Annotated in this window: 12 protein-coding genes; 8 read left to right on the top strand and 4 right to left on the bottom strand. The window is 67.6% G+C overall.

The window, feature by feature from the left end:
* Positions 1 to 19 precede the first annotated feature (19 nt).
* The 8 genes from TFC3_RS03185 (at position 20) to TFC3_RS03220 (ending at position 8,999) form a co-directional block, all read left to right on the top strand.
* Entirely contained in the window at positions 20 to 1,051 is a 1,032-nt protein-coding gene (locus tag TFC3_RS03185; RefSeq protein WP_236717961.1) for a LacI family DNA-binding transcriptional regulator, read from the top strand.
* A gap of 191 nt (positions 1,052 to 1,242) precedes the next feature.
* Complete coding sequence (locus tag TFC3_RS03190; RefSeq protein WP_067495358.1) at positions 1,243 to 3,273, top strand: bifunctional rhamnulose-1-phosphate aldolase/short-chain dehydrogenase; 2,031 nt, start codon at positions 1,243 to 1,245, stop codon at positions 3,271 to 3,273.
* Entirely contained in the window at positions 3,270 to 4,877 is a 1,608-nt protein-coding gene (locus TFC3_RS03195) for a rhamnulokinase family protein (RefSeq protein ID WP_236717962.1), read from the top strand. The genes TFC3_RS03190 and TFC3_RS03195 overlap by 4 nt, the downstream gene beginning before the upstream one ends.
* 1 nt (position 4,878) lies before the next feature.
* Positions 4,879 to 5,649 (top strand): (Fe-S)-binding protein, encoded by a 771-nt coding sequence (locus tag TFC3_RS03200; RefSeq protein ID WP_067495364.1) that lies wholly within the window; start codon positions 4,879 to 4,881, stop codon positions 5,647 to 5,649.
* 11 nt (positions 5,650 to 5,660) lie between these two features.
* Positions 5,661 to 7,058, top strand: a complete 1,398-nt coding sequence (locus TFC3_RS03205; RefSeq protein ID WP_067495365.1) for a LutB/LldF family L-lactate oxidation iron-sulfur protein — start codon at positions 5,661 to 5,663, stop codon at positions 7,056 to 7,058.
* Complete coding sequence (locus tag TFC3_RS03210) at positions 7,055 to 7,642, top strand: LUD domain-containing protein (RefSeq protein WP_067495368.1); 588 nt, start codon at positions 7,055 to 7,057, stop codon at positions 7,640 to 7,642. The genes TFC3_RS03205 and TFC3_RS03210 overlap by 4 nt, the downstream gene beginning before the upstream one ends.
* A gap of 87 nt (positions 7,643 to 7,729) precedes the next feature.
* The gene (locus tag TFC3_RS03215; protein ID WP_153040076.1) at positions 7,730 to 8,077 is read left to right on the top strand and encodes an STAS domain-containing protein; all 348 of its coding nucleotides are present in this window, start codon (positions 7,730 to 7,732) and stop codon (positions 8,075 to 8,077) included.
* A gap of 61 nt (positions 8,078 to 8,138) precedes the next feature.
* Positions 8,139 to 8,999: an aldo/keto reductase gene (locus TFC3_RS03220; RefSeq protein ID WP_067505871.1), complete on the top strand. Its 861-nt coding sequence runs from the start codon at positions 8,139 to 8,141 to the stop codon at positions 8,997 to 8,999.
* Between the two features lie 81 nt (positions 9,000 to 9,080).
* On the opposite strand, the gene TFC3_RS03225 is transcribed toward TFC3_RS03220, so the two are convergent.
* The 4 genes from TFC3_RS03225 to TFC3_RS03240 are packed head-to-tail and all read right to left on the bottom strand — an operon-like array spanning position 9,081 to position 14,915.
* Positions 9,081 to 10,679, bottom strand: a complete 1,599-nt coding sequence (locus TFC3_RS03225) for an ABC transporter permease (RefSeq protein ID WP_067495372.1) — start codon at positions 10,677 to 10,679, stop codon at positions 9,081 to 9,083.
* Entirely contained in the window at positions 10,676 to 11,572 is an 897-nt protein-coding gene (locus TFC3_RS03230) for an ABC transporter ATP-binding protein (RefSeq protein WP_067495374.1), read from the bottom strand. The genes TFC3_RS03225 and TFC3_RS03230 overlap by 4 nt, the downstream gene beginning before the upstream one ends.
* 12 nt (positions 11,573 to 11,584) lie before the next feature.
* The gene (locus tag TFC3_RS03235; RefSeq protein ID WP_067495376.1) at positions 11,585 to 12,220 is read right to left on the bottom strand and encodes a TetR/AcrR family transcriptional regulator; all 636 of its coding nucleotides are present in this window, start codon (positions 12,218 to 12,220) and stop codon (positions 11,585 to 11,587) included.
* Between the two features lie 43 nt (positions 12,221 to 12,263).
* Positions 12,264 to 14,915, bottom strand: coding sequence for an NACHT domain-containing NTPase (locus TFC3_RS03240; RefSeq protein ID WP_067495379.1), 2,652 nt, complete (start codon positions 14,913 to 14,915; stop codon positions 12,264 to 12,266).
* Between the last annotated feature and the right edge of the window lie 67 nt (positions 14,916 to 14,982).

Here is a 14,982-nt window from a genome sequence, read left to right on the forward strand (position 1 = left end):
ACGTTTCAAAGGGGGCAGGGTGGCCATCGGCAGAAGCCCGTCCGTCAAGGACGTCGCCGCGTCCGCCGGGGTTTCCCTCGGCACCGTATCGAATGTGATGAATCGGCCCGAGGTGGTCAGCGCGGCCACCCGCGAACGGGTCGAACGAGCCATGGCCGACCTCGGCTTCATCCGCAACGAGTCGGCCCGCCAGTTGCGCGCGGGCACCAGCCGGGCGCTGGCGTACGTCATGCTCGACGGCAGCAACCCGTTCTTCCACGACGTTGCCCAGGGCATCGAACTGGCCGCCGAGGACGCGGACATGTCCCTGTTCATCTGCAACAGCAACGGCCGGCCCGGGCGCGAGGAAGTTCATCTCGACCGGTTGGTGCAGCAGCGGGTGCAGGGTTTGTTGATCACCCCGGTGGACCCCGGTGCCAAACACTTGCGGGAGATCGCCAAACGCGGCATCCCGGTGGTCATCGTCGACCGCGTCGCGGCCGGCGGCGAGTTCTGCTCGGTGGCGGTGGATGACGTTCTGGGCGGCCGGATAGCGGTGGAACACCTGGTCGAACAGGGCCACCGCCGGGTCGCGGTGATCGGTGGCCCCGAGTCGATAGGGCAGGTACGCGAACGCCTCGAAGGTGCCCGGCAGGTGTGGGCCGAGCTGGGGATGGCAGCGGATGATCTGACGTTCCTGCCGACGGCGGGATCCACGGTGGTGGAGGGGCGCTCGGCGGGGGAGCGGCTCGCCGGTCTTCCCGTGCGTCGTCGTCCCACGGCTGCGTTCTGCGTGAACGATCTGCTGGCGCTGGGGTTGTTGCAGCAGGCGATCGGGGCGGGGCTGCGGATTCCCGAGGACTTGGCGATCGTGGGTTTCGACGACATCGAGTTCGCGGCTGCTGCGGCTGTTCCGCTGACGTCGGTACGCCAGCCCCGGCAGGAGTTGGGGCGCGCGGCGGCGAAGTTGGTGCTCGACGAGTCGGGAAACCCAGAGCATCGCCACGAGCAGTTGTCGTTCGTGCCGGAGTTGGTGGCGCGCGCTTCGACGGTTTCCCGGCGCAACTACTGAACGCGATGTTTCCGAGCGCTCGTTCGCAACGTTTCAGATGGACGCGCTTCAATCCGTCGCTATTGACCCCCATGCCGTTGCGGCCGTAGCCTGCATCCAGTTTATGAAACGTTTCATAACAATGCAGGCCCGGAAAGCGCCGAACGGTAAGGCCCGGCTCGGATGACCGCTCCCCAACCCGAAGGAAGCTCATGGCGAACCCCGTAGTCAGCGAACTCCTCGGCCGCAGCAACCGCCTCGGCGCCAACCCGCGCACCACGAACTACGCCGGCGGCAACACCTCGGCCAAGGGGACGGAAACCGACCCGGTCACCCAGGAACCCGCCGAGCTGTTGTGGGTCAAGGGTTCCGGCGGCGACCTGGGCACCCTGACGGAGCCCGGTTTGGCCGTACTCCGCCTCGACCGTCTTCGTGCGCTCGCCGGTGCCTATCCCGGGGTCGAGCGAGAGGACGAGATGGTTGCCGCGTTCGACTACTGCCTGCACGGCCGGGGTGGCGCCGCGCCTTCCATCGACACCGCCATGCACGGGTTGGTTGACGCGTCGCATGTGGACCATCTGCATCCGGACGCGGGCATCGCGATCGCCACCGCCGCCGACGGGCCGGCGCTGACCAAGGAGATCTTCGGCGATCGGGTGCTGTGGGTGCCGTGGCGTCGTCCCGGATTCCAGTTGGGCCTCGACCTCGCGGCCGTTCAACGCGCGAATCCCCAGGCCATCGGCGTCATTCTCGGCGGGCACGGGATCACCGCGTGGGGCGCGACCAGCGAAGAATGCGAGGCGCGGTCGCACGAGATCATCAACACCGCGGCTGCCTACCTGACCGGGCATGCGCGCCCCGAGCCATTCGGAGAGCTCATTCAAGAGCCACTTCCTGAGCCGGTACGTCGTGAGCGCGCGGCCGAGCTTCTGCCGATCGTGCGCGGGCTGGTATCAGCCGACCGGACCCAGGTCGGCCATTACACCGCCACCGATGTTGTGCTGGACTTCGTGGGACGCGAGCGCATGCCCGAGTTGGCGGCGCTTGGCACTTCGTGCCCGGACCACTTTGTGCGTACCAAAATCAGGCCTCTGGTCTTGGATACGGCGCCCGATGCTGCCCTGGAACTGGTCGAAGCTCGACTGAAAGAATTGCACGCGGCCTATCGCGAGGATTATCGTGCGTATTACCGGCGGCATGCGGACGCGGAAAGTCCGGCCATGCGTGGTGCGGACCCCGCGATCGTGCTTGTGCCGGGCGTGGGCATGTTCAGCTTCGGCGCGACCAAACAAACCGCGCGCGTGGCCGGCGAGTTTTATGTCAATGCCATCAACGTGATGCACGGCGCTGAATCCGTGTCGACCTACGCTCCGATTGACGAAGCCGAGAAGTTCCGGATCGAGTACTGGGCGCTCGAAGAGGCCAAGTTGCAGCGCCTGCCCCGGCCCAAGCCGCTGGCCACCCGGATCGCGCTGGTCACGGGCGGCGGTTCGGGCATCGGCCGGGCGATTGCCCTGCGGCTGGCTGCGGAGGGCGCCTGCGTTGTGGTCGCGGACCGCAACGCAGCGGCGGCCCGGAAAGTGGCAGCGGAGATGGGGGGTACGGACACAGCCGTAGCCGTAGAAGCGGACGTGACCTCGGAAGCGGCCGTAGCGGCGGCGGTCCGCGAAGCCGTGCTGGCGTTCGGCGGCCTCGACCTGGTAGTCAACAATGCCGGACTGTCGGTGTCCAAGCCGCTGCTGGAAACCACCGAGGTTGACTGGGATCTGCAGCACGACGTGATGGCCAAGGGTTCGTTCCTGGTGTCCAAAGCCGCGGCGAAGGTGCTGATCGCGCAAGGCTTGGGCGGCGACATCGTCTACATTTCCAGTAAGAACTCGTTGTTCGCCGGCCCGAACAATGTGGCCTACGGTGCTGCGAAAGCCGATCAGGCGCACCAGGTCCGGCTGTTGGCCGCGGAATTGGGCCCGCACGGCATCAAAGTCAACGGCATAAACCCCGACGGAGTGGTGCGGGGATCAGGCATCTTCGCCGGAGGCTGGGGCGCCCAACGAGCCGCAGTATATGGCGTGCCGGAAGAAAAGCTCGGGGAGTATTACGCCCAACGCACCTTACTGAAGCGCGAGGTCTTGCCCGAGCATGTGGCGAACGCGGTTTTCGTTTTGGCTGGCGGCGATCTGACGCACACCACGGGGCTGCACATCCCGGTCGATGCGGGCGTCGCGGCTGCGTTCCTGCGGTGACCGCGGTGGAGGTTGCTGCGGGTTCCGGGGGTGGCGATCCTGCGGTGTCTGCTGCCGGTTTCGAGTTTGGCGGCGTTCCTGCGGTCTTTGCGGCGGTTGACCTGGGTGCCTCCAGCGGTCGGGTGATGCTGGGCCGGGTGGGGGCCGGTGAGCTGCGGCTGACCGAGGTGTACCGGTTCGCCAATGAGCCGGTGCGGGTGGGCGGGACGCTGCACTGGGACATTCTTGCCCTGTACCGGGGTGTCCTCGAAGGCTTGCGGCGGGCGGGCCCGGTTGCCGGCATGGGGGTTGACTCGTGGGCGGTGGACTATGGCTTGCTCGACGAGTCCGGTGCTCTGCTGGGGAATCCGATTCACTATCGCGACGCCCGGACGGACGGGACTGCGGCCAAGGTTGCTGCTGTCGTCTCGGAGGGTGAACTCTATGGACGTACCGGCATCCAGAAATTGCCCTTCAATACGATCTACCAGCTCGTAGCGGCCTCGGGTACCCCACAACTGGAGGCCGCGCGCCACCTGCTGCTCATCCCCGACCTGATCGCCTACTGGCTGACCGGTTCGCCGGGCGCCGAATACACAAACGCCTCAACAACGCAGCTACTCGACGTCCACACCGGCACCTGGGACATGAAGCTGCTCGATGAGCTAGGAATCCGCCGCGACCTGCTCCCGCCGTTACGCCAGCCCGGCTCTGTCATCGGGCCACTATCGCCGTCGCTAGGTGCCGAGTTGGGCACCGGAACACCGAACGTGATCGCCGTCGGCTCGCATGACACGGCATCAGCAGTCGTTGGCGTACCGGCTCAGGACGAGAACTTCGCCTACATCTCCTGCGGCACGTGGTCGCTGGTCGGGGTGGAGCTGAACGCGCCGGTGCTGTCCGAGGAGTCGCGGCTCGCCAACTTCACCAACGAGGGCGGCGTCGACGGAACCATCCGATACCTGCGGAACGTCATGGGACTGTGGCCCTTGCAGGAGTGCATGCGCGCCTGGTCCGCATCTCTCGACACCCGCGTCGCCCCGGACCTCGTTAGCATCAGCCCGCTGTCCAGCGGCGGCTCGGAACAAGCGGACGAAGTCGACCCCCCAGCGGCCACCCTTAGCGCCATCGACATTTCCGACTTGCTGGGACAGGCGGCAGATCTTCCGGCAAGAGAGCATGTCGTCGATCTCGACGATCCGATTTACCTCTCGCCCGGTGACATGGAAAGTAGAATCGTCCGACAAGTCGGACAAGTTTTGACGCCGGGCGAAGTCGTCAGGTGCATCATGGACAGCCTCGCGCTCGCGCACCGCAAAACAATCCGGCAAGCCCAACAGCTTTCGGGAAAGCGGATCGACATCATCCACATCGTCGGCGGCGGCGCGCGGAACGAACTGCTCTGCCAGCTCACTGCCGACGCCACTGGCCTGCCCGTGCTCGCCGGGCCGGTCGAAGCTACGGCGCTCGGCAATGTGCTCGTTCAGGCTCGGGCGGCTGGAACGATCAAGGGTGACTTGCGCGCGCTTCGGTCGCTTGTGCGCGACACTCAACAGATCGTGCGTTACGAGCCGCGCGGCGATGAGGCCGCGTGGCAAGCGGTCGAGCGCCGGTGGGGAGGCTGACGTGCGTATCGCCCTTTTTGTCACGTGCCTGGCTGACACCCTGTTCCCGGCGGCGGCGAAGGCCACCGTCGAACTCCTTGAGCGCCTCGGGCACGAGGTCGTCTTCCCGCCGGGCCAGACCTGCTGCGGCCAGATGCACGTCAACACCGGATATCAGAGTCAAGCGCTTCCCCTCGTACGCCGGCATGTCCGGAATTTCGCCCCCTACGACGTCATCGTGGCGCCCTCCGGTTCCTGTGTGGGCTCGGTTCGCCATCAGCACGCGATGGTGGCCCGCAACGCCGGCGACGAGAGGCTAGCCGTGCGGGCGGAGGAGGTGGGCCGGCGGACGTACGAGCTATCCGAATTGCTGGTTGATGTCCTGGGCATCGAGGATGTCGGAGCGTCTTACCCGCACCGGGTTACCTACCACCCGACCTGCCATTCGCTGCGGATGCTGCGAGTAGGCGACAAGCCGCTGCGACTGCTGCGGAACGTTCGCGGCATCGACCTGGTCGATTTGCCCGCCGGCGAGCAATGTTGCGGGTTCGGTGGCACCTTCGCGCTGAAGAACGCCGACACGTCAACGGCGATGCTGGCCGATAAAATGGGCCACATCCTCGAAACCAAGGCAGAAATCTGCACGGCCGGCGACTCGTCCTGCCTGATGCACATCGGCGGCGGCTTGTCCCGCCTCGACGCCGGCATCCAAACAGTCCACCTCGCCGAAATCCTGGCCTCCACCGAAGCAGCGACGGACATGCCGGGCCGGGCGAGTGAGGGGTCAGCGTGACGTTTCTCGGTATGCCGGCGACCGCACCTCGGGGCGTGGGGAACCTCCGCGGGGAGGAGCCGTTCCCAGCAGCGGCCCACAAAGCGCTGGCAAACGCCCAGCTCAGACGCAACCTGAGCCACGCCACCACAACGATCCGCGGTAAATCCGGCGCGGTCATCAGCGAGCTTCCCGACTGGCAGGAGCTGCGCGACGCAGGTTCGGCGTTGAAGGCGGCCACCATGGCCCGGCTGCCGGAGCTGCTCGAACAGCTTGAAGCGAAGGTAACCGCGGCCGGGGGCGTCGTGCATTGGGCGGCCGATGCCAACGAAGCCAACCGGATCGTGACCGGCCTGGTGCGGGCCACCGGGCATGAGCGGGTCACCAAGGTCAAGTCGATGGCCACCCAGGAGATCGGGCTCAACGAGGCGCTCCAGGCAGCCGGGATCAAGGCCGTGGAGACGGACCTCGCCGAGCTGATCGTGCAACTGGGACACGACAAGCCGAGCCACATTCTGGTTCCCGCGATCCACCGGAACCGTTCGGAGATCCGCGACATCTTCTTGCGCGAGATGCCCGGGGTTGACCCGGCGCTCACCGATGAGCCGACCGAGCTTGCCGCAGCCGCGCGGCGGTACCTGCGGGAGACCTTCCTCAGCACCAAGGTCGCGGTGTCGGGGGCCAACTTCGCGGTGGCGGAGACGGGCACGCTGGCGGTGCTGGAGTCCGAGGGCAATGGCCGGATGTGCCTGACCTTGCCGGACACGCTGATCACGGTCATGGGCATCGAGAAACTGGTGCCCACGTGGCGCGACCTTGAGGTGTTCCTGCAGCTCCTGCCCCGCGCGTCGACAGGCGAGCGGATGAACCCCTACACGTCCATGTGGACCGGGGTGACGCCGGGCGACGGGCCGCAGAACTTCCACCTTGTGCTGCTCGACAACGGACGCACGGCGGTGCTCGCCGACGAAGCAGGCCGCCAAGCATTGCACTGCATCCGCTGCTCAGCGTGCCTGAACGTGTGCCCGGTGTACGAGCGAACCGGCGGTCACGCGTACGGCTCGGTCTATCCCGGTCCCATCGGGGCGGTGCTGTCGCCGCAGCTCACCGGGGTCGCGGACAACGCCTCGCTGCCGTACGCGTCGTCGCTTTGCGGGGCCTGCCTCGATGCGTGCCCGGTCAAAATCGACATTCCGTCGCTGCTCGTGCACCTGCGCAACGAGGTGCCGCACCCGCGTTCGGAAAGGGTGGCGATGGCCGCGGCGGCGTACACGATGGACCACCCGGCGCTCTACACCCGAGCGCAACATGCCGCCAAGCTCAGTAAACACGCGAAGCGTCTGCCGCCCCCGCTCAACGGCTGGACGGCGTCGCGCGACCTGCCGGAACCGCCGGCCGAGACCTTCCGGGATTGGTGGGCCAAGCGATGAGCAGCCGCGACCTCATCCTCGGCCGGGTCAGAGCCGCTCTGCGGGATGCCGCAGCGTCCGAGGTGCCACGCGCTTACCGATCAGCCGGTACGGATGAAGCCGACATTGTCCTTCTTGTTGATCGGCTGGTCGACTACAAGGCGGTGGTGCACCGGGAGCAGGACGTGGCCGGCGTGGTCACGTCGCTCGAACCGGGTCGTCTGGTCGTACCTCCGGGAATTGACCGATCGTGGATTCCCGCCGATGCCACGATCGTCGAGGACGAGCACGATGCCGACGCCGTGCTGACCGCCGCTACCGTGGCCATCGCCGAAACCGGCACGATCGTGCTCGACGGATCTCCCGACCAAGGTCGCCGGCGCCTGTCACTCCTGCCCGACCTGCACATCTGCGTGGTGCGCCAGGATCAGGTGGTGGCCTCGGTGCCCGACGCGATCGCCCGGCTTGACCCGCGCCGCCCGTTGACCTGGATCAGCGGTCCGTCCGCGACCAGCGACATCGAGCTCAACCGGGTCGAAGGGGTGCACGGGCCGCGCAACCTGCATGTCGTTCTGCTGCCCCCGGCGCCCGCACGGGCTTTCTGACTGGCCGGATTACTCACCGACTACCTTCTCCCCGGTATGACTTCATACGGTTAAGGTGGTGACTGTCCGCGCAAAGTGGAGGCCCTGATGATCGAACGCCGCGGTTCAGCGGGTGAGCCGGTCCTCTCCCCGGAGACCGAGCTCAGCGTCACCACCGGCGAACCGGCCGCGGGACGTGTCCGGATTTTCTGCTCCGGGGAGATCGACGCGTCCACCGCAGCGTTGCTCGGCGAGGCGATCGAGTCGGCCCGTGCCGGGTGCTGGCGCGTCGAGGTCGACCTGTCGCAGGTCACCTTTCTCGACTCGTCGGGCATCAACATGCTGGTCCGGCACCGCTCCGACGCGTACGAGCTGGTCCTGGCCGACGTGCCCCTCGACATCCGGCGGCTGTTCGAGATCACCGGCCTGACCCGGTTCTTCCTGAGCCAGGACTGAGGGACGGCCCGCCGTACCGTTCGCGAATTCTGCTGGTGAAACAGGCGCTACGGTGGGAATCATGCCTGTAGTTAACAGCGGAACCATTGACCTCGGCGGCCGGAGCGTGCACCGGCTGGGCTTCGGCGCGATGCGGCTCACCGGGCCCGGCATCTGGGGTCCGCCGCGCGACCACGACGAGGCGATCCGGGTGCTGCGCCGCTCGGTCGAGCTCGGCGTCACGTTCATCGACACCGCCGACTCGTACGGACCGTATGTCGCCGAGGACCTGATCCGCGAGGCCCTGCACGACGGCAGCGGCTACGGCGATGTTGTCATCGCCACCAAGGGCGGCCTGACCCGCACCGGCCCGAACGTGTGGCCGCCGCTGGGCCGCAAGGAATACCTGCGCCAGTGCATCCTCATGTCGCTGCGCCGCCTCGGCGTGGAGCAGATCGACCTGTGGCAGCTGCACCGCATCGACGAACGAACCTCGCGCGACGAGCAGTTCGCCGAAGTCAAGTCGTTCCTCGACGAGGGGCTGGCCAAGCAGGTCGGCCTGTCCGAGGTCGACGTCGCGGATGTCCGCGCCGCCCAGGCCGCCGGCATCCCGGTTGCCTCGGTGCAGAACCGCTACAACCTCGGCGACCGGCGCGCGGAGGAACTGCTCGACTTCTGCACCGAGCAGGGCATCGCGTTCATCCCGTGGGCACCGGTCGACGCCGGTTCGCTCGCCCAGCCCGGCGGCCCGCTGGACAAGGTGCTGGAAAACCACCCCGGCGCCACCACCAGCCAGCTCGCGCTCGCCTGGCTGCTGCGCCGCTCGCCGGTGATCGTGCCCATCCCGGGCACCTCGTCGGTCGCCCACCTCGAGGAGAACCTGGGGGCGGCCGATCTCGAACTCACCGACGAGGAGTTCGAGGCGCTGGCCAACGCCGTCTGAGCCCGACTTGACTCCTCCCCAAGGGCCGAGTGGAAGCTACCTCTGAGCCGATCGCCAGCCGTCCATACGGCTGGCGATTGTCTAGATGGCTGGCACGTCGCGGCGGCGGAATGCGGTAAGGCCCGCCGCCGCGAGCACCACGGCCAGCGCGGTGAGCACCACGAACGGCAGCGGGGTGGCCGCGGCCCCGGGCAGGTGCGGGATGTGAGTGAAGGGGGACAGGTCCATGATCCAGTGGTTGAGCTGCAGGATCGCGCCGCCGATCAGCAGGAAGAAGCACACCGCCAGGGCCCCCCATGCGGCCGGCGCCTGCCGCGGCAGCACCCCGAACAGCAGCACAGCAAGCGTCGCCAGCACCCACACGGCCGGGATCTGCGCCGCCGCCCCACCGAGCAGCGCGGGCACCTCGCGGCCTACGTTGTCGAGCGCGAGACCCGCTACCAGCCCGCACACCGCACCGCCCACGAGCAGCGCGGCGGCCGGCCCGAACAGCGAGAACATGAGGTGCCCGGCGGCCCAGCGCACCCGGCCGGTGCGGGTGGCGAGCACGGCCTCGGCATGGCCGGTGCCTTCCTCGTCGTGCAGGCGCAGCGCCGCTTGCACCGCGTACGCCGCGGCGATCAGGCCCATCATGCCCAGGGCGGTGGCGAAATACTGGTCGACAGCGGCGGTGCTGCCACCGAGGCGTCCGAGGATCTCGCTCAGGCTGCTGTTCTCGTCGGCCAGGTCGGCAATGCTCTTCGCGACCCCACCGAACACCAGCCCCAGCACCGCGAACCCGGCGAGCCAGCCGATCAGCATGCCCCGGTGCAGCCGCCACGCCAGCCCGATCGGGCCGCTCAGGGCCGCCCCGGCGGTCGGAGTGCCGGGCCGGGCCGGGAGCACGCCCTCACCGATATCGCGCCGGGACACCATCGCGACCGCCGCCAGCCCCGCTGCGACGGTGAAGGCCAGGGCCAGGAACAGCGGCAACAGGGCGCTGGGGCCGTACGGGAAGACGTGCTGGATCCAGCCGACCGGCGAGACCCACGTCAGCCAGGACAGCGCGCCCCCGCCCAGCGCATCCACATCGCCGGCCATGCGCAGCACGAAGGTGGCGCCGAGCCCGATGATGGCGATCGACCGGGCGGTCCGGGCGGAGCTGGACAGCTGCGCGGACACCGCCCCGACGGCGGCGAAGGCCCAGCCGGCCAGGCCGAACGAGACGCCGAACAGCACCGACCCGGCCACCGGCAGGCCCAGGCCGATCAACCCGCCCATCACGATGACGGCGAGCACCACGTTGGCGCCGAGCGCGACCAGCAGCGCCGCGACCAGCCCGGCCGGCCGGCTGACCGCTCCGGCGCCGATCAGCTCGGTGCGGCCCAGCTCCTCGTCGGTGCGGGTGTGCCGGATGACCGTGAGCAGGCTGAACAGGCCCGCCAGCACGAGCAGGAACCCGGAGCGCCAGGCAACCAAGTCGCCGAGGCTGCTGCCGTGAAGGGGGCCGAGCAGCGCGACGAAACCGGCGCTGTCCGCGCTTACCCGGGCATAGCCGGCCCGCTCGGCGGCGGTGGGGAACAGGGCCCGCAGGGAGCTGGCGTAGCCGACTGGCACGAGTGGCAGCAGCACGGCCCACAGCGGCAGGAGGAAGCGGTCGCGTCGCAGGATGAGGCGGATCAGCGAGCCGGTGCCCGTCATCGGACCGGCTCCTTGCGGTACTGCCGGAGGAAGAGCTCCTCCAGCGTCGGGGGCTTGCTGGTCAGGCTGCGCACGCCGACGTCAACGAGCTTGCGCAGCGCGGGCTCCAAGGTGTCGGTGTCCACATCGAAAACCACGCGGTGGTCGTCGGCCTGCAGGTCGTACACGCCGGGCAGGGCGGCGAGGCCGTCGGGGAGCCCGATCAGCTCGGCCTCGATGGTGGTGCGGGTGAGGTGGCGCAGGTCGGCGAGGGTGCCGGTTTCGACAGTGCGGCCCTCGCGGATGATGGTAAGCCGGTGGCACAGCGCCTCGACCTCGGTGAGGATGTGGCTGGACAGCAGCACGGTCTTGCCGCCGCGCCGGTGTTCCTCCCGCACGACGTCGCGGAACACCGACTCCATCAGCGGGTCGAGCCCCGAGGTCGGCTCGTCGAGGATCAGCAGCTCGGCGTCCGAGGCCAGCGCGGCGACCAGGGCCACCTTCTGCCGGTTGCCCTTGGAGTAGGTGCGGGCCTTATTGCGCGGATCGAGGTCGAAGCGTTCCAGCAGCTCGTCGCGGCGCTTGCGGTTGATGCCGCCGCGCAGCCGGCCGAGCAGGTCGATGACCTCACCGCCGGACAGCGCCGGCCACAGCGTGACGTCACCGGGCACATAGGCGAGCCGCTTGTGCAGGTCGGTTGCGTGGGACCAGGGGTCGCCGCCCAGCAGCCGGGCGGTGCCGCCGTTCGCGCGCATCAGCCCGAGCAGGATCCGGATCGTGGTGGACTTGCCTGCGCCGTTCGGGCCCAGGAACCCGTGCACCTCACCCACTTCGACGTGCAGATCAAGACCGTCCAAGGCTTGGGTACGTCCGAAGCTCTTCCTGAGCCCCGTGACGTCAACCGCTTCGGCCATGGTGGTGCCTCCTCAGTCGTGACGAACTGATCCGGTGGCGTACTGATCAAGGGCGGCTTGCAGTTGTTCGGCCAGCTCCGGTGCGACCACCGGGGCCGAGAAAATCTCCACTGACGCCTTGAGCATGCGGACCTGCCCGTTGGGTGAGGCCGGGTCCTCGTCCAGCGCCTGGGCGATCTGTTCGCGCATGAGCAGCATCCCGAGCTTCATGGCGCACAGCACCGCGGAGTACGCCCGCGGGTCGGCGGACTTGCGCCCGGTCTTCTTCAACCAGCGCTCGCCCTCGTCGATCATCCGGAAGAACAGCGAGGTCCCGGTCGGCGAGCCGTCCATCGTCGAGCGGACCACGTAGTTCTGCAGCCGCAGTGGCGCGGCGTTCATCACGTCGAGCAGATAGCCCTCATCGACCTGGGCCGAGGCCGCCATCATCGGCTCGCGCAGCCGGGTGAACTCGGCCAGCACATAGTCGTCGCAGGCGTCGCGCAGCCCCTCCTTGGACCCGAAGTGGTGACGCAGCAGCCCCGAGGACACCTCGGCGGCCTGCGCGATGTCGCGGATCGACGTCTCCTTGACACCCCGCTCGGCGATGAGCGTGATCGCGGCTTCCCGGATGCGGGCGCGGGCGGTCAGATCCGGCGGGCTACTCACATGTGTAGGTTACTGCACAACTGTGTAGCTCATAACCCCGCGGTCAGGGTTCGCCGGGAGACTCTTGACCAATGGCGGAGAGCTCTTGATGTACAAGCAGGTCGAGCACCTGCTGCCGATACGCGATCAGGTCCCGGTTGAAGATGAGCAGGTCCAGGCCGGAGAAGCGAATCCAGACCGAAGGCTTCGCATCCGCCAGGGACGAGCAGTTAAGAGTTCGCGCCAGGGCGGTAATGACGTTGTTGTAGTGCTGCCGGAGGGCGATCGAGGCTCCCAGCCCAACCACCACCAGCAGGATCCCCCGCATCATCGTGGCAAGCGATGGCGGGCCCGCTTCGAGGAACAACCTGGTCAGCAGGTAAGTACCGGCGCAGTAGCCCAGGATGAGCGGAACAGAGCTGATGATCACGGCTTGAACAGGGGTGGCCGGCAGCAAACGCGCTCGCGTGGGGCGCACCTGACGCAAGGCCGCGACATGCGGGTACGTCTCAGCTTCGCCGCTTGCCCGGGGTGCTGCCGTCGCCACCGTCGTGGCATAGGTCAGCGCGCTGGGCCGGAGATCGCGGTACAGGGTGGTGAAGACGCCAAGGCCCTGGGACCAGGGAAAGAACCACCGACGCCGCTTGTTGATCTGGTCCACCCGGTGATCCAGCCCGAGCGCGTCGGCGTCCATGTCGACGAGCAGAGTGGCCACGGCGGGTTGCCGCAGAGCTGCTTCGCACAGCACGGCTGCCCACTTCTCGGCCCGCGCCGGCTCGGCATGCATCTGCTCGATCAGCATGGCCAGGAACGGCGGAAGCGCGGCGTTCTCGATGAGCAGGCCGGGGTGTTCGATCAGCAGGTCGACCGAGCAGGTCCGGGCCAGCCGGAAGGCGGCCGGGGCGTCGAACGCCGCATAGGAGCCGAAGATCGCGGTCAGCCGGGACCTGTCGCGCCCGACCAGCCGGCGGAAGACCTCTTCGAGGGGCAGGCGGCAGGGCTGGCCGTACATTTTCCGCCACTCGTTCTCGTCGGCCAGGATGATGTTGAACAGGTGAAGGCGGCGCAGGAACGCCTCGTCCCAGTCGGAGGACTCGACGCTGAGCAGGCCCTCGGCCTCGTTGTCGGCGTACTCATCCCAGGCACTGTGGTCGTACCGGCGGGTCTCCAGGAAGCAATACCCGGCGAGCACCCGGTTCTTGGAGGCCCACACGTCGTCCATGGCCTGCAGTTGCTGCACCGGCGCGAGCAGGCCCAAGGCGAAGGGGATCACCTCGACCAGCCGGGTGCTGGTGGTCGGCTGGCCGGCGAAGCTGGCGTGCAACTCCATCAGCTTCTGCCAGCCGTCGGCGCGAATCCGGATGCACTCGCGGGCGGCCAGGAACTCGCAGAAGGTCAGGTGGATGAACCGCAGCGACTCGCCGGGCTTCTCCACGGCGATGATGCCGGTCTCCTTGCACAGTTCGAGCAGCATCTGTTCGGCGGCCTCGGCCGTGGAGCAGCCGTGCACCTCGGTGGCCAACTCGATCGCCCGCGACCAGGGAATGGAGTTCGAGGGCTGGTTCGGGTCGGTCAGGTTCTCATAGGCCAGCGGCCCGAGGACTTGCTCGCGTTGAGCCTGCAGCGCCGACTTGGCTGCGATGCCCAGTTGCCTGCTTCTGCGCGCGACCAGCAGCTCCTCGACGACATGGTTGTAGAAAGCGGTACGGGTGTCCGGTGCCCCGCTTCCCGATCCCTGATCGTTTGCCACATACATCGCCAGGATGAGCGGGTTGCTGCACATCTCCCGCAGGGTCGGGCGATCGGTGAGGTCGCCGTAGATGCGGTTGGCCGAGGCCAGCGGGTCATGGGTGAACGGCCACTTGGTCAGGAAGGTGTAGACGTCGGCCGAGCTGAACCGCTTGACCCGGTACGTGGACTCGAAGTGCGCGTCGAAGTCGGCTCGGACCTGGTCGTGGAACTGGCTGCGCATCGTCAGCAGCAGCCGGCTCTTCACGCTGTCGTTCATCAGGCGTCTGCTCAAACCGGCGATGGCGAGCGAGATGGCCGGGTAACGTTCGCTGGGAACCTCGTCGAGGCCGTCGAGCAGGACGAGCAAACCCGAGCCGCGGCTGGCTGCCTCGAACAGCTCGTGCATCTCGTAGCCGTGCACGCTTTCCACTTTTGTCCGCAGCTCCGTCATCAGCCAGTCGGTGAGCTTGTCCGGACTGGACATTCGGCGCGGCGGTTTGAGCTGACGCAATTCCAGGATGATCGGTAAGCGTCCGCTCTTGGTGCGAAACGATTCTTCGCAGGCGTGCAGGAAAAGGTGTTTGACGAAGGTCGACTTGCCCGACCCCGGTTCGCCGACAATGCGGACCCGGCTCACATCATCACGCCAGATGTCGTCCGGGTGGTGCGCCGCCTTGGTGGTCGAGCTCTCCAGGGTCAGCGGTACGTACACCGTTTTTATGGTGAGGTTGGTGCCCCACCGGCCCGGAACGTGCAGCACCCGCGTCTCCGGGTTCTTGATCTGCACCCGGCAGTACGAGCGCAAACTCGTCAGGTCAGCCATGGAATGCCGGAAGAACCGCAGGAAGAGCCAAATTATCGGTTCCACTATCCGGCGCACGACCTCGCCGGTAACGGCTCGCACCCGGCGTCTGAGGTAAGCCAGGATGCCGACTGCCCCGAGGGTGATGGCAACGGTGGTGCTTATCGTCCGGATGGTGTCCACAGCGGCGACCCACTTTCACGTCGGGGCTCACCAGGTGCTGAAGACTCTATTGATGGGCCAACCGGAT

The organism is Actinoplanes sp. TFC3 (genome assembly GCF_001553785.1).
Classification (GTDB): Bacteria; Actinomycetota; Actinomycetes; order Mycobacteriales; family Micromonosporaceae; genus Actinoplanes.